Consider the following 15,867-nt stretch of genomic DNA (forward strand, 5'->3'; position numbering starts at 1 on the left):
GGAATTCGCGGGATGAACGATATCCTGCCCGAACAGACTCCGGTCTGGCAATATGTTGAAGCAACAGTGCGTAAGGTGTTGGGGCAATACGGGTACCAGGAAATCCGTATGCCGATTGTGGAGCAGACCGACCTGTTCAAGCGCTCTATCGGCGAAGTGACCGACATTGTTGAAAAAGAAATGTACACCTTTGAAGACCGTAACGGCGACAGCCTGACTCTGCGCCCTGAAGGCACTGCGGGTTGCGTGCGGGCTGCCGAAGAGCACGGCCTGCTGTTCAACCAAACCCGGCGGATGTGGTACACCGGCCAGATGTTTCGCCACGAGCGCCCACAGAAAGGGCGTTACCGCCAGTTCCACCAAGTGGGTGTCGAGTGCTTTGGCATGGCTGGGCCCGACATAGACGCAGAGCTTCTTATTCTGACGGCGCGGTTGTGGAAAACGTTTGGCCTGGCTGACCATGCGCGTCTCGAAATCAACTCGATTGGCACCGCTGAGGCCCGCCGAAACTATCGCGAGGCGCTGGTCGCATACCTGCTGCAGTTTAAAGCCGAGCTTGATGACGACAGCCAGCGCCGGCTCGAAACCAACCCTTTGCGGATTCTGGACAGCAAAAACGCGGCTACCCGCAAGATTCTTGAACAGGCACCAAAACTGGACGCCTGGCTTGACGACGAATCTCGTGATCATTTTGAACGCTTGAAGCAATTGTTGGACGCCGCCGGAATCGCGTACACGGTGAATCCGGCGCTGGTTCGCGGCCTGGACTACTACGGTAAGACGGTATTTGAGTGGATTACAGACAGCCTGGGCGCCCAAGGCACGATTTGCGCTGGTGGCCGCTATGATGGACTGGTAGAGCAACTGGGCGGGAAACCCACGGTCGCCGTTGGTTTTGCCATGGGCGTGGAGCGTCTCATCCTGTTGTTGGAAACCCTTAATTTGATACCCGAGTCGGTCAATAACCAAGCCGATGTTTACGTTACCGCAATGGGCGATCAGGCAGTTGCGCCAGCGTTGCTTCTTGCTGAAGAGCTGCGGGACCAGCTTCCGGGCTACACCATTATTAGCCATTGCGGTGCGGGCAGTTTTAAAAGCCAAATGAAAAAAGCCGATCGAAGCGGCGCCCGTTATGCACTCATTTTGGGTGATAACGAGCTTCAGAATCAAAGTGTTGGCTTTAAACCTTTACGTACAGACGAGCCCCAGCAAGAGCTCCCGCGGCAGCAGGTTGCCGCGGCTCTAGCGCAGGCGCTGTCGCAGTAATCCGTTTAAAGCGCCGTTTCTAATTTACAACAGGAGTTATCATGGCCGAGTTGCGTACAGATGAAGAGCAGGTTGAAGCGATCAAGCAGTGGTGGAAGAACAACGGTAGTTCGCTGCTGATTGGTATTGGTGCGGCCCTGGCGATTGTGTTCGGCTGGCAAGCGTGGCAAAACCAACAGGCCCAGCAGCGTACCGAGGCTGCCAACCAGTTTGTTACTCTGATGAACGCCTTTGGCACGGAAGATGAAACCAGCGCCGACACCGTCGCTTTTGTGGCTAAAACCCTGCGCGATGAACATGCCGACAGCGCTTACGCGGTTTACGCCAATTTGATGCTGGCCCGGGTTCAGCTCATGCAGAACAGCGACGCCGAAGGCGCCGTTGAATCCTTGCAGTGGGCACTGAATAAAGCGGCGGAGACTCAGCCTCTGGTTCTGGTTGTGCGCAGCCGTCTGGCGCAAGCTCAAATGGCTCTGGAAGATTATGATGCGGCGTTGGCCACCATTGACGGTGCTAAAGACAGCGACGCTTTTGGTGCTATGTTTGCCGAATTGCGCGGTGACATTTTGCTCGCCAAAGGCGATCAGAATGGCGCCCGTGACGCCTACCTGGCTGCTCGCGAACAGGGTGAAGAAAATCGCAGTGGTGTCCTGCAGCTGAAACTGGCGGATCTGGGTGTTGGGGGTGATGCGTGATGTTAAGCGCAGGTTTCCGCCAGCTGCGCGCCAGTGCTGTGGTGCTTGTGGCGTCTGCCCTTGTGATCGGTTGCAGCGCCAACGATACGTTTGAACAGCCTGCACAATTGCCGGATGTTAACCAGCAGGTGTCATTTGAACGGGTTTGGAACGTTACTGTGGGTGACGGCCATGACGGCGAGTTTCTGTACCTGGCGCCGCTAAACGCCGGCGATGTTGTTTACGCCGCATCGGCTGACGGAGAGTTGCTCGCTCTGAACGCAGAAACCGGCAAACAGATCTGGGAAAATTCGGTGGAAGACCGAATTTTCGCCGGCGTTGGCGGCGATGCCAATCAGCTGTATCTGGTAAGCCGTGATGCCGATTTGCTCGCGCTGTCGCGGGAAGACGGCAGCGAACTTTGGCGCGCGTCACTGCCGACTGAAGTTCTTTCGGCGCCGCAGTCCAATGGCAGCCTGGTGGTTGTGCAAACCACCGACGGCCGCGTGTTGGCATTCAATGCCGCTGACGGTGAAAAACGTTGGCAATATGACAGTGTTGTGCCTGCCTTGTCGGTTCGCGCCGCAGCAGCGCCGCTGGTAGGTGCCGACGTTATAATAAGTGGCTTTGCCAACGGCAAATTATTAGCTCTGTCTGCAGAATCTGGCCAGCCGCTGTGGCAGTACGAAGTAGGCGCGCCCCAGGGCCGTACCGAGCTTGAGCGCTTGGTCGACATTACCAGCCAGCCTTTGGTGCTGGAAAACGCGATTCTGGCGGTGGGCTATCAGGGCAAGCTGGCGCTGATTGATTTGCGCACCGGCAATGACATCTGGAGCAAGACAGCCTCCAGCCTGTATTCACCCATGGTCAGTAATGGCAATATTTTTCTGGTGTCTGCTAACGGCGACGTGGTCGCTATGCGCGGTTCCGATCGCCGCGACCTGTGGACTCAGGATAAACTGGCCTGGCGCCAGCTGACCCAGCCGGTTGCCTTCGACGATTATCTGGTGGTAGGTGACTTTGACGGTTACCTGCACGTGATGTCCCAAGACAGCGGTGAGCTGGTAGGGCAGATGAAATTTGATGGTGACGGTATCCGCGTACCGGCCCAGCGCCTGAGTAATGGTAATCTGCTGGTCTTCGGCAACGGCGGTAAACTCGCCGCTTATAGGTTGCAATCGAAAAACTGACGCGACACGCGGCCCGGCCTCCAAACTGGGCCGACTTCTTTTGTGAGTAGCGAATGACATTTTTTTTGAGTAGTGAAACACTATGAATCCAGTCATTGCCCTGGTGGGCCGCCCGAACGTGGGCAAGTCCACACTGTTTAACCAGATGACCCGTTCGCGGGATGCACTGGTCGCCGATTTTCCGGGACTGACCCGCGACCGTAAATACGGTGAAGGCAATTACGAAAATCAACGCTTTATTGTCATCGATACTGGCGGCTTGATGGGCGACGAGCTTGGGCTTGACGCCGCGATGGCAAAGCAGTCTTTGCAGGCGGTTGAAGAAGCCGACATCGTTCTGTTCATTGTGGACGGCCGCGCCGGTGTTATGCCTGGTGATCAGGTACTTGCTGATCAGCTGCGCCGATCGGGCAAGCACGCGCACCTGGTGATTAACAAAACGGATGGCCAGGATCCAAATCTGGTAGCATCCGATTTTTATGCACTGGGTTTTCAATCCCAATTTCGCATTGCCGCATCTCACAATCGCGGCGTTCGATCTATGTTGGAGATTCTGCTGCCGACGCCGGAGGAAGATGCAGAGATAGACGCTGCTCATAATCACCCCGGCATTCGCATCGGTATTGTTGGCCGCCCCAACGTGGGCAAATCGACCCTGGTAAACCGCATGCTGGGTGAAGAGCGGGTTGTGGTTTACGACCTGCCGGGTACCACCCGCGACAGCATTTATATCCCCTACGAGCGTTTGGGCCAGGAATACACCCTGATTGATACCGCCGGTGTGCGGCGGCGCAAAAATGTGCGAGAGACGGTTGAGAAGTTCTCGATCGTCAAAACCTTGCAAGCCATAGACGACGCCCACGTAGTGATTTTGGTGATTGACGCCCGCGAGGGGTTGGTTGACCAAGACATGCATCTTATGGGCTTCGTGCTAAGTGCCGGCCGTTCGTTGGTGATTGCTATCAATAAATGGGATGGCATGAACGGTGAAGACCGTGACAAAGTAAAGGAACAGATTCGCCGGCGTTTGGACTTTCTGGACTACGCCGACAAGCATTACATTTCGGCGTTGCACGGTTCTGGGGTGGGTGTGATGTACGAGTCGGTCAACGCCTGCTACGAATCGGCTATGGCAAAATGGCCAACCAATCGTCTGACCACGATTTTGGAAGATGCGATTGCCCAGCACCAGCCGCCCATGGTTCATGGCCGTCGTATCAAGCTGCGTTACGCTCACCAGGGTGGCTCTAATCCGCCGACGGTTGTGGTACACGGCAATCAGACAGACTCTTTGCCCGGTGCTTACAAACGTTACCTGGAGAATAGCTTCCGCAAGGTGTTAGCGGTAACCGGCACGCCGATCCGCTTCGAGTTCCGCTCCAGTGAAAACCCGTTTGCCCATAAAGTGGACCGGATGACGCCGCGGCAAAAAGTCAAAAAAGACAACGATGAAAAGAAGGGCGGGGGCAAGCCCAAAAAAGCGCGCCAGAAGAGCCTGAAGCGCTGATAGTCAGAATTGCCTTAAGCGCTAAAAAAACCGGCCCGTTATGAACAATAACGGGCCGGTTTTTTTATGGGCGTTGGCTATGTAAGACCGTAAGGCCGGGCAAGATCAGGCTTTGCTGGCGTCTTCCACTTGCTTTGCCTGAACAGCGGTTATGGCGATGGTGAATACGATGTCCTCCACCAGCGCTCCCCGTGATAGGTCGTTCACCGGTTTACGCAGGCCCTGCAGCATAGGCCCAATGCTGACCACGTTGGCGCTGCGCTGCACCGCTTTGTAAGTGGTATTGCCAGTATTCAGGTCAGGGAACACAAATACGGTTGCGCGGCCGGCTACCTGGCTATTGGGTGCTTTGCTCAGGCCCACGCTTTCAATAGCGGCGGCGTCGTACTGCAGGGGGCCGTCAATCAGCAAGTCCGGACGCCTTTCCCGCGCCAGCCGGGTAGCTTCGCGTACCTTATCCACATCCTGACCGCTGCCAGACTCGCCGGTACTGTAGCTGATCATCGCCACGCGCGGCTCAATGCCGAATGCTTCGGCTGATTGTGCGCTCTGGATGGCAATGTCTGCCAACTGTTCCGGGTTGGGGTCCGGGTTTATGGCGCAGTCTCCGTAAACCACAACCTGCTGCGGCAACAGCATGAAAAAGACCGACGACACCACTTTCGCGTTGTCGTGGGTTTTTATCAGCTGTAGGGCAGGGCGCACGGTGTTGGCGGTGGTGTGTATGGCACCGGACACCAAGCCGTCTGCTTCGTCCAGCGCGACCATCATGGTACCCAGAACGACGTTGTCTTCAAGCATGCTTTCCGCCACTTCGGCAGAAAAGCCTTTGTGTTTGCGCAACTCTACCATGGGCGCCACGTACCGCTTGCGCACCGCAGAGGGCTCGATAATTTCAAGGTCGGGTGGTAATTCCAGGCCCAGAGAGGCTGCTACTGTGCGTATTTCGATGGCGTCACCGATCAGGGCGCAGCGCGCAAGCTTGCGCTGGTGGCAAATGACGGCTGCTTGTACCGTGCGCGGCTCGTGGCCTTCTGGCAAAACAATGCGCTTGTTAGCAGCACGGGCGCGCTCGGAAAGCTGGTGACGAAACGCCGGCGGCGACATACGGGTCTGGCGCGGCACCTTAAGGTGTTCCTGCAGCCAGTCGGTATCAATGCGCGGCGCGATCAGGTTCATGGCGGTGTCGATCCGCTGCGGATCGTCGATAGGAATAGACCTCGACAGGCCCGCTAGCATGTGTGCGGTTTCGTAGGTGTTGGTGGTGGTGCTGAGAACCGGCATGCCGGTTTCCATGGCCCGGCGACACAATTCGATCACCCGCTGGTCTGGTATTAAACCGCCGGTGAGCAGAATGCCGGCCATGGGCACGCCATTCAGGGCCGCTACGGCGGCGGCCACAAGAATGTCCTCCCTGTCTCCGGGAGTCACCAAAAGGGTGCCGGACTTAAGAATTTCGGTCATATTGCGGATGGTGCGGGCGCAAACAGAAACGCGGTGCACCCGGCGGGCCTGCATTTGGCCCTCGTGCAGTACTTTTACCTTCAGTTCGCGCACAATGTCTGAAACCCGCGGTGCCAGCAGGCTTGGTTCCCAAGGTATTTCGGCTAACAACCGATACTGCCCGCTACTAAACACTTTGCATGTGTTGCGGTAATCTTCAGACGGTGTCGCGGTGAGGGTCGTCATGCCGGGCATGTTGCGTTCTTTTGGCGCACCGATTTTGTTAAGAATAACGCCTAGAACGTCAGCCTCATGCTGTCCCGAAAACAGTCTTGCGGAGAAGCCCAGTTGTTCGTCCAGCTCGACGGGGCTACAGCCTCTGGGTGACGTTAGCAGAATGATTTCCGAGCCCAGGTTGCGGGCGACTTCGGCGTTCAGGCGGGTAATGTAGGTGCCGTTCTGGTCGGGTTCCAGGCCCTCTATAATCACCACATCGACGGTGCAGGCCACCTTCTGGTACTCACCCACTACACGCTCAAGCAACAGGTCAGATTTGTTGTGATTGAGCGCGTGCTGTGCTTCTTTCAGGGTAATGGGTGTTGGCGGCTGAAGATGGCTGTGGGTGCGCACAAACTCAACAGAAGAGTCTTTGCCGTTATTGTGGGTAGCATCGGCTTGGTGCACCACCTGGCAAAACGGCTTATAAAAACCAACGCTGACACCCACCCGCTCCAGTGCCCGCAACAGGCCCAGGCACACAGACGTCAGGCCGGAATCTGTGGAGGTTGGTGCAATAAAAAGACTTTTTGCCATAGTTACAAATTCCGCCGCTAGCGTGGGACAAATCGGTTAGTTGAGTTTTGCCAGACGTACTGCTTCGCCCGCGATGACACGTTCTTCGTCGGTAGCAATCACCAGTATTGGGAAGCGCGACTCTTTACAGTCAATTCGGCCGTCACGATTCAGGCCGTTGTCATCGTTATTGTGCTCATCAATGGCGAACCCAAGCAGTCCCAGGTGATTGACGGTCTGCTGGCGTACGCGGGCGCTGTTTTGGCCAATGCCTCCGGTGAACACCAGGGCATCAAGCCGGTTCAGTGATGCCATCATGGCGGCGACATATTTGGCCAGGCGGAAGCAGAAAACATCGATGGCCAGTTGGGCTGGCTGATCGCCCTGATTCGCCAGGTCGCTGAGGGTGCGCATGTCGTTGGCTTGCCCTGACAGCCCGAGAAGACCGCTGCTGTGGTTGAGTTCGTAGTGCAGTTGCTCGGCGCTGACGCCTTTGCTCTGCAGGTAATCGAACAGCCCGGGGTCTATATCGCCACTACGGGTGCCCATTACCAGCCCCTCCAGAGGGGTCAGGCCCATGCTGGTATCAACACTTCTGCCATCACGTATGGCGGTAACACTGCAGCCGTTGCCCAGATGCGCAGAAATAATAGAGGTGTCAGCCGTGGATTGCTCCAGGCGAAGAGCTGCTTGTTGCAGCATATAAGCGTGGCTGGTGCCGTGGAAGCCGTAGCGGCGAACACCCCAGTCACGGTAGTAGTGTTGTGGTAGCGCGTAATGAAATGCCCTTTCTGGCAAGGTCTGGTGGAAAGCGGTATCAAAAACAGCCACCTGAGGCACCAACGGAAACAGCTCGCGGGTTGCTATAATGCCTTCAAGGTTAACCGGGTTGTGCAGTGGAGCCAACGCGCTACAGGCTTCTATAGCGGCCAGCGCTTTGTCGTCAATCAGTACCGCTTCGCGAAATGTTTCACCGCCATGAACAACCCTGTGGCCGATAGCCGCCGGTTGTTTCGGCATCAGGCCCTTTTTGTGCGCTACATCCACTAGCACGGCCAGGGCTTCCCTGTGCGTGGTGTTGGGTGGCAGCACGGTGGCGTCCCGCTGTGTTCCAATGCGAAAGTGGGCATTGGGAGTGTTCAGCCGTCCTGCCAGCATCGACGCGATCTTTTGTCGATCTTTGTCAAAAAGCGCAATTTTCAGCGATGAGCTACCGCAGTTCACCACTAACAATGTGTCTTGCATAATTCTGGGTTTCCGGTTTGTCAGATTCTTTGTTGGCCTGTGTACGAATCCAGCCACTGACTGAATTCGATAGCGGGTAGTGGTCGGCTGTACAGGTAACCCTGAGCGCAATCACAACCTGCCTTTTGCAGAAATTGGACTTGCCCCTCCTCTTCAACGCCTTCTGCGATCAGCCTGAGCCCCATGCTGTGAGCCATATTGATGATTGCGCTGACCAGCGCTGCGTCATCCGGGTCTTTGAGGACATCTTGCACAAACGATTTATCAATCTTGAGTGTATCAAACGGGTAGCTTTTCAAGTAACTGAGGGCTGAATAGCCGGTACCAAAGTCGTCTACCGACAGGCGCACGCCGTGCTCGTCAAGCTCCCGCAAAATCTGGGCAGTCTCAATCGAGTTGTCCAGAATGAGGCGCTCGGTAATTTCCAGTTCCAGAAACTCGGCTGCCAGGCCGGACGTAGACAATGCGTCCATCACAGAGGTAACAAAGCCCGGGTCGCGGAACTGGCGAGGTGAAACGTTCACCGAAATGCCCACATCGCGACCCAGTTGGTTTTTCCAGGCCATGGCCGCTTGGCAGGCCTGGTGAATTACCCATTCGCCAATGGCCGTGATCAGCCCGGTCTCCTCGGCCAGCGGAATGAAGCGGTCGGGCATGACCTGGCCAATTTCCGGATTGTTCCAGCGCAGTAAGGCCTCTGCCGCCAGCAGGTTACCGTTAGCGGTGTCTACAATGGGTTGGTAAAATAACTCGAATTCTTCTTGTTGCAGAGCACGTCGAAGGCGGGATTCAAGCTGAAGGCGTTCGTGGGATACTTCGCTCATCTCTGGCGAAAAATGCACGTAGTCACTTTTGCCTTTGCGCTTGGCCTGGTACATGGCCGCATCGGCGTGCTGCATCAGCTCGCCGCTGTTGTCAGAATCTGCGGGGAACACCGCAATACCAATGCTGGTTGTTACGTAAACCTCGTGACTGTTTAAATGGTAAGGCATTGAAAACGTTTCGAGTATGCGCTCGGCTACTTGAGACGACCCCTCGGCGCTTTGCAGGCCAGGCAAAATTACCAAAAACTCATCGCCGCCCAGACGCGCGACTGTGCTGGTGCCGCGCAGACAGCTGGAAATGCGCCTGGCGGCTTCAACCAGCAAGGTGTCACCGGCGTCGTGGCCCAGGGTATCGTTAATATGCTTGAAATCGTCGAGGTCAAGAAACATCACCCCCACTTCAGTGCTTTCGCGCCGGGCTTGCGCCAGTGCCAGCTTCAGACGGTCCAGTGCCAACATGCGGTTTGGCAGCCCGGTCAGGATATCGTAGTTGGCCTGTCGCAGTAGCTGGCGCTCATAGCGTTTTCGAATACTGATGTCTTCACCCAGAATCATAAATCCGGTGGTGTCTGCTTTCGCGTCCTTGATGGGCGTTATGATGAGCTGCTCCCAGAAGCGCTCGCCGTTGCGCCGGGCACTGGTCACTTCGCCCTGCCAGACTCCAACTCGCTGTACCTGCAGGCGAATGGACTTCCACAGTTTTTCAGTATCCCGACTGTCTGAGGCGCTGCTTGCCAGTGCCCCCGGGTGTTTGCCGATGATGGCACGGGCACTGTAACCGGTCAGTTGGCTGAATTTTTGATTTACAAACTCAATGCGCCACTGGCGGTCGCAAATAATGACCGATGACGGGCTTTGTTCAATGGCCTGCGAAAATTTCTGGATTTCCAGGGCATCTTGCTCTTGGCGGGCCATGTCCTGATTCAGGCGCTCGCGCATCTGGTTGATGGCGTCGGTCACCTGGCCCAATTCGTCCTGACGCCGGCCAGGGGTATCAGGCCGATTCAGCGTCAGCGGGCGCTTCAGATTATGAATTGAAAAGTCTCTGGCGTAGTCCGCCATGGTGGTCAGGTGTCGGGTAACAAAAAACCGGAAAATCCAGATAATAAGAATGGAAACAAACAGCGTTTGTAAAAACTGGGTGGCGAGAATAATGCCCACCCGCCTGTTCATGTCTTGATGCACCCTGGCAAGGCCAGCGGTAATGGTAAGTCGCCCGAGTTTGAGCTTGTCGCCCTGGCCATGATTCAGCTCAAAACTGTGAACGATGGTGTCGGCATCGCGGGGAAGCTCACCAATGACCAGTTCAGAATCGGGTTCAATCGCAAGCCTTAAATGCACAATATCCGGGAGGCTGAGAATGCCTTCCAGCTGGATTTGCAGAAGCTTCTGATCCAGCGCCCACAGGCTTCGCGACAGCCCAGAGCCGTCGCTGGTTTCGACGGCCTGCATGCGCTCCGTAATTTGCGTGAGTTCTTTGCGGTAGTCAGAGTAAAGTTGTATCGCAGACGAAATGAACGTAAACGCCAGGCTGAATAGCAAGACCCAGGCCAGTAAATGCAAAGACAGCAGCGAACGCTGACGAAACAGGTTCAGGCGCTTAAAAAGTGTCGTCATATCAAGGATTGGTCGCCCGCAAGTGGTCGGAATCTAGCGAAAGGTAGTAATGGACTATAACAGTCAAAGTTTCGCGGTGTCTTGTATTGGTCGCCGTTCGAAGGAAGAAAAAGGCGGGGCCGATCACAGGCCACGGCTTATTTTTTTAAGCCGTTATAGGGCTTGATGTAGATCAACACGGGGGTATGCGGCAAGTCGTAACCTGAATTCAGATCGAAACACAAGAATTTAGGAGATTTGCCATGTATCTGGACACCGTTGTTATTGCTGGAATCGTAACTGTGCTGCTGGTGGTGGCATTCTTTGTAGGATTTGGCGTCTTTATTATGCGCGATCAAAAAGCCCATGGCCCTGACGCTACCAAAACCGCGGATAAGAAGATCGACAAGCCAGCTTGATTAAGGCTGCGAGGCCTAACACTATAAAACTGAAGTGTGTTACATAAAAAATCTCCGGAAACTTAGGCAGTTTTCGGAGATTTTTTGTGTTCCAGAACGAAGAAATATAAGTAGAACGAATTGGCGTCCCCTAGGGGGTTCGAACCCCTGTTGCCGCCGTGAAAGGGCGGAGTCCTAGGCCACTAGACGAAGGGGACGCAACATATTCAACTACTTGCCTCGTTGAGGTGGCGCACATAGTATGAGCCACCCTTGTCCGTGTCAACACTTTTTGCCGCTATTCTTCAGTTTGCGATCGCATCCTTTAGCGCAGGCTCCAGGTCCGTGAAGCGAAATTCAAAACCCTCAGCAACAAGCCTTGCGGGAATTGCGCGCTGGCCGGTCAGCAGCAGTCCGGACATTTCCCCCAAAGCCAGTTTTAGGGCCACGGCGGGTGCCGGCAGAATCGTAGGGCGATGGAGCACACTGCCCATGGTTTTTGTAAATGTCGCGTTGGTCACCGGAGATGGGCTGACAACATTGTAAGCGCCCGATGCGGTCTCGGTATTCAGCATCCACAGTAAGGCGGCGACAACATCCTGCCGGTGTACCCAAGGCATGTACTGCTCACCACTGCCAAGCTTGCCGCCTACACCGAGTTTGAACGGCAGAACCATGCGTTGCAAAAAGCCGCCACTAGCGCCCACCACGATTCCGGTTCGCGACAGGCAGACGCGCACCCCCATGTCAGCCAGCTTCATAGCGGCCTGTTCCCAATCACTGCAAAGACGATGGGTGAACTCGTTATGTGGAAGCGTTGCTTCGGTTACTTCAAGGTTGCCATGGGCGCCGTAAAAACCAACAGCGGAACCGGACACCATGACCTGTGGCGGCTGCTGCCAGGTTTTTACCACATCAACCAGCTGTTGGGTAAGTTCGATACGACTGTCGCGAATTGCCTGCTTGCGCGTCTCGCTCCAGCGCTTTTCAGCAATGCCTTCGCCTGCCAGGTTGATAATGGCATCAAAGCCTTTATGGCCCCGCAATTTGGCCAAATCCGGCAGCGCTTCAACTCGACCGCATATAGCGCGCACATCTGCTGCACTCTGTCGGCTTAAAACCGTAATTTGGTCTCCGTTTGCGAGTAATTCACAACATAGAATCCGTCCGATAAAACCGGTGCCACCGGTCAGCAATATGTGTCTGCTCATGGTGTTTCCATTCCTTGCGTAGAAGGCCCCTTAGTGGTGAAGGGTGTCTGTTGCCTTGTTTCCCGCGTACACTGCCGCAGAGACAAGTACTATGGCAGCAACCTTAACAGGGTAATGGTGAATGTTCGATTGGAAAGACATTCTGGATTTCTGGTTTGGTGAGTTAGACAAAAATGGGCTGCCTGACTCGGCTCATCGCAACCGCTGGTTTCTGAGTAACCGAAAGTTCGATCAGGAAATTCGTAGGCGTTTTTTGTCGCTGGTCTTGTTTGCCTCGGAGCAGGGTCTTGACCACTGGCAGAAAAAGGCTGGCGGCGTGCTCGCTGAAATTTTGCTGCTTGACCAGTTTTCGCGCAATATTTTTCGCGGCGGTGCTTTGGCATTTGAGCAGGATATTCTGGCTCGAAAGTTATGTAAGCAGGGCATGAACAAAGGTTTTGACGTGTCGTTACCGGCCATTCAGCGGGGATTTTTTTATATGCCCTTGCAGCACTCCGAACGCCAAGAAGACCAGTCACTTGCGATAGAGTGTTATGAACAGCTCACAGCATCCACCAGCGGCTTGTTAAGGGAGTTTATGGGCAGCTTTTTGCAATCAGCCCTTGAACACCAGGCAATAATCACGCGCTTCCATCGTTTTCCGCATCGCAATAAAGCATTGGGGCGAACCAACACAAAAGAAGAGAGCGACTATTTGCTCAATGGAAAACGTTTCGGCCAGTAAGTTTATAACGTTGGTATTACCGGCTCTGTAAGTAACGGACTTTCCTCAATAGGGACGCTATGCACCAAGCAATCACCACTGCGCAATTTATTTATGATCTGATCGGGCGTCGAAGCCCGCTCGGTGTTATTTTGTCGGCGATAAGTACGATGGTTGAAGAGCAGTTTCCCGATGCCATGGTGTCGGTGATGCTCTATTCGGCGCAGAACCGAACGCTGAGCTTGGTCGCCGGTGATGCTTTCAGCCAGAACTATCAGCAGGCAATGCGCGACATACAAATTGGTCCGGAGGTGGGCTCTTGCGGAGCCGCGGCCTATCTTCGCGAAATTGTGGTGTGTGAAGATCTATTAAACGATAGCCGCTGGGTAGGTTTAATCGACCTGGTGAAGTCAGAGAAAATCGCAGCCTGCTGGTCAGCACCGATCATTTCCCCCTCTGGCGAACTACTGGGAACCTTCGCCACCTATTACCGACACTGTAAATCGCCAGAACTGTCCGAAATTACCCTTATCCGCAAAGCGGCCGGCCTTGCCGCCCTTGCGATAGAGCACCAGGCGGAAAGAGATCGCAGAGTGTCGAGTGAGCAGCGTTTCCGGTCTCTGTTCAGCCAGCACCCTGATGGCGTCTTCGAGATTGGGCTTGATGGCCGCTTTGTGGACTGTAATCAGGCAGCGGAAGTCATCGCCGGTTATGGTCGCGACCAATTGGTCGGAGAGCATTACAGCAAGGTGCTGTTACCCGAGTTTTACAACGTCGCCAGTGACGCGTTGATTTTGATGGCTGGAGGTGAGTCTCATAGTTACGAAATCGCTGGCTTGAACGCGTCGGGCCAGGCCATATTTGTAGACGTCATTAACCTGCCCATCGTTGTTGATGGTGAAGTTAGGGGCGGTTACGGCATCGCCCGGGACATCAGCGAGCGTAAAAAAGCCGAAGATCGTATGCGTTTGCTTGAACGCGGCATTGAGGCAAGTCCGAACGGCGTTGTGATGCTGGATGCGAGCGTGCAGGGCTATCCAATGGTCTATGTGAACCCGGCATTCACTGAAATGTCGGGCTATCAGCCCGAGGAAGCTATCGGGAAGGGTTTTTTGGTGCTCTTTGGCAAAGGCACTGCGCCGGAAGCGTTGCGCTTGATTCAGTCAGCGTTGGAGCATCAGGAAGAGCTTGATATTACGCTCTTGTCGTACCGGAAAAATGGTTCCACCTTCTGGAAAAAACTGACAATAACCCCGGTCTACGATGGCCGTGGAAATTGCACTCACTATATTGCGGCCCAGCAGGACATTACGCGTCAACTCAAGAGTGAAGAGCTTCTTGACTATCAGGCTCGCCACGACCCTGTTACCGGACTGCAAAACCATCAGCTGTTTGAGACGCACCTCAACCAGGCCTTTGCCCGCGCGCGCGGCAAGCCCAGCGACATGGTGCTGTTATACGTCGACCTCGACGATTTCAAGTCGCTGAACGAAAGTCTTGGCCGCCAGGTGGGGGATTTGTTGTTGGCGGTGGTCGCCGATCGGCTGCGCAATTTGTTAGCCAACGATGATGAGCTCACCCGCTTGGCGGCAGACGAATTTGTTGTTATGCGGCCGGCCCTGAAAACCGAGGCCGAAGTGAAGATGCTTGTCAGTCGAATGTTGACTCGCCTTGCGGAAGCCTATGACATAGAAGGCCAGCGCTTGAGTATCAGCGCCAGTATTGGCATTGCGTCAGACGACGGTTTAGTCCAACAGCCAAAAGAACTCTTGGATAATGCCGCTTTGGCAGCGCGCGAAGCCAAACGCCAAGGTGGCAATACCTACAGCTGGAACAACGGTGCAGCCTCTACAACCGGCGCAGAGCAAGTGATTATGCGGCGGGAATTGATGGAAGCCATCGAAGCCCAGCAGTTTGTAGTGCATTACCAGCCTCTGGTGGATGCTAAAACCGGCCGTTTGCGTAGCGCGGAAGCACTGGTGCGTTGGAATCATCCGGATCGCGGGCTGTTGCTGCCCGGGGCCTTTATTTCGTTGGCGGAACAGACTGGGCAAATTGTTGCTATTGGCCGCTGGGTACTGCATCAGGCGTGCATGGACATGGCCCAACGTTGGCGCCAGACGGGCCAGGCGGTGTCGATTGCGGTCAATATTTCGCCCTTACAGTTTCGCCGACCAGAGTTCATCGAAGACGTGCTTGCCGTGCTTGAAGTCAGTGGGTTACCGCCGGAATTGCTGGAGCTGGAAGTGACGGAGGGTGTGCTGCTTTCTGGCATCGATAAGGCCATCTCCATGCTCAAGAGTCTTCGTGACCTGGGCGTTCAGGTGGCTATTGATGATTTTGGTACCGGCTTTTCCAGCTTGAGCTATTTGCGCCAGCTACCCATTACCAAGGTAAAGCTGGACCGCAGTTTCATCATCGATGTCACCACCGATCGGGGCAGTGCCGCGATTGTGCAAGGGGTGATTACCATGGCGCACCATCTTGGCCTGTTGGTAGTGGCCGAGGGCATAGAAACGGTTGAGCAGCAAAACTACCTGACGGCCAGTGATTGCGATTTGCTGCAGGGGTTTTTGTATTCCAGACCCGTGCCGTTGGGCCAGTTTGCTCTGGGGCTGGAATACTGATTCGCTAAAATTACCTTACTGGTCGGGGGTGGCTGCCGTCTGGTTTAGCAGCTCGGGTTTTTTCAGCGCCCGCGCCAGCAGCTCCCGTTCTTGCGCCAGTACCAGCGCACATTGCTCAGCCATCTGCTCGCCGATGCCTTCTACCCTGCGCTCCAGAAATACCCGCAATTCGTCAGAAAACTCCAGCATTTTATCGCGTTCATCTGCTTCTTTTTTAGAAGTGAACAGCAGATTGTTGGGATCAGCCATTGCTTTCTCCTTGCCATCACGGTCGCTGAAGTAAAGCGTTTGTACGCCCATATATGTCTCCTTGCCGGGTGTTTAAACCGGTATCGACTGTTTTAAAATGAAAAAAACCTGACCAAGGCGAATGCAGCGATCAGTAAGTGTA

Annotated in this window: 12 protein-coding genes and 1 tRNA gene; 7 read left to right on the forward strand and 6 right to left on the reverse strand. The window is 54.9% G+C overall.

Annotated features, from left to right (window positions below):
- Positions 1-12 precede the first annotated feature (12 nt).
- The 4 genes from hisS (at position 13) to der (ending at position 4,637) form a co-directional block, all read left to right on the forward strand.
- On the forward strand, positions 13-1,266 hold the full coding sequence (gene hisS, locus ATG98_RS16735; RefSeq protein ID WP_218925886.1) for a histidine--tRNA ligase: 1,254 nt from the start codon (positions 13-15) through the stop codon (positions 1,264-1,266).
- A gap of 41 nt (positions 1,267-1,307) precedes the next feature.
- Positions 1,308-1,961: a YfgM family protein gene (locus tag ATG98_RS16740; RefSeq protein WP_098418237.1), complete on the forward strand. Its 654-nt coding sequence runs from the start codon at positions 1,308-1,310 to the stop codon at positions 1,959-1,961.
- Complete coding sequence (gene bamB / locus ATG98_RS16745) at positions 1,961-3,130, forward strand: outer membrane protein assembly factor BamB (protein WP_179888306.1); 1,170 nt, start codon at positions 1,961-1,963, stop codon at positions 3,128-3,130. The genes ATG98_RS16740 and bamB overlap by 1 nt, the downstream gene beginning before the upstream one ends.
- An 82-nt stretch (positions 3,131-3,212) precedes the next feature.
- Positions 3,213-4,637 (forward strand): ribosome biogenesis GTPase Der, encoded by a 1,425-nt coding sequence (der, locus tag ATG98_RS16750; protein ID WP_098418239.1) that lies wholly within the window; start codon positions 3,213-3,215, stop codon positions 4,635-4,637.
- A gap of 105 nt (positions 4,638-4,742) precedes the next feature.
- Here the strand turns inward: der and pta are convergent, their stop codons facing one another.
- Genes pta through ATG98_RS16765 form a run of 3 tightly spaced genes read right to left on the reverse strand, consistent with a single transcriptional unit; the run spans position 4,743 to position 10,558 of the window.
- Complete coding sequence (gene pta, locus ATG98_RS16755; protein WP_098423893.1) at positions 4,743-6,893, reverse strand: phosphate acetyltransferase; 2,151 nt, start codon at positions 6,891-6,893, stop codon at positions 4,743-4,745.
- 36 nt (positions 6,894-6,929) lie between these two features.
- On the reverse strand, positions 6,930-8,117 hold the full coding sequence (locus tag ATG98_RS16760) for an acetate/propionate family kinase (protein WP_098418241.1): 1,188 nt from the start codon (positions 8,115-8,117) through the stop codon (positions 6,930-6,932).
- A gap of 20 nt (positions 8,118-8,137) precedes the next feature.
- The gene (locus ATG98_RS16765; protein WP_098418242.1) at positions 8,138-10,558 is read right to left on the reverse strand and encodes an EAL domain-containing protein; all 2,421 of its coding nucleotides are present in this window, start codon (positions 10,556-10,558) and stop codon (positions 8,138-8,140) included.
- A 242-nt stretch (positions 10,559-10,800) separates the two neighbouring features.
- Between ATG98_RS16765 and ccoM the strand changes: the two genes are divergently transcribed.
- Positions 10,801-10,956, forward strand: coding sequence for a cytochrome c oxidase subunit CcoM (ccoM, locus tag ATG98_RS23035; protein ID WP_179888189.1), 156 nt, complete (start codon positions 10,801-10,803; stop codon positions 10,954-10,956).
- 121 nt (positions 10,957-11,077) lie between these two features.
- Here ccoM and ATG98_RS16770 read toward each other — a convergent pair.
- Positions 11,078-11,153, reverse strand: a tRNA-Glu gene (locus ATG98_RS16770).
- Positions 11,154-11,240: 87 nt separating this feature from the next.
- On the reverse strand, positions 11,241-12,146 hold the full coding sequence (locus ATG98_RS16775; protein ID WP_098418243.1) for a TIGR01777 family oxidoreductase: 906 nt from the start codon (positions 12,144-12,146) through the stop codon (positions 11,241-11,243).
- 121 nt (positions 12,147-12,267) lie between these two features.
- On the opposite strand from ATG98_RS16775, the gene ATG98_RS16780 reads away from it, so the two are divergent.
- Positions 12,268-12,870: a DUF924 family protein gene (locus ATG98_RS16780; protein ID WP_098418244.1), complete on the forward strand. Its 603-nt coding sequence runs from the start codon at positions 12,268-12,270 to the stop codon at positions 12,868-12,870.
- 59 nt (positions 12,871-12,929) lie between these two features.
- The gene (locus tag ATG98_RS16785) at positions 12,930-15,476 is read left to right on the forward strand and encodes an EAL domain-containing protein (protein ID WP_098423894.1); all 2,547 of its coding nucleotides are present in this window, start codon (positions 12,930-12,932) and stop codon (positions 15,474-15,476) included.
- A 15-nt stretch (positions 15,477-15,491) separates the two neighbouring features.
- Here the strand turns inward: ATG98_RS16785 and ATG98_RS16790 are convergent, their stop codons facing one another.
- Positions 15,492-15,776 carry a YebG family protein gene (locus ATG98_RS16790; protein WP_007351943.1) on the reverse strand — a complete coding sequence of 95 codons (285 nt, stop codon included), beginning with the start codon at positions 15,774-15,776 and terminating at the stop codon, positions 15,492-15,494.
- Between the last annotated feature and the right edge of the window lie 91 nt (positions 15,777-15,867).

It is taken from the genome of Marinobacter sp. LV10R520-4, assembly GCF_002563815.1.
In the GTDB taxonomy this organism is placed as follows: domain Bacteria; phylum Pseudomonadota; class Gammaproteobacteria; order Pseudomonadales; family Oleiphilaceae; genus Marinobacter.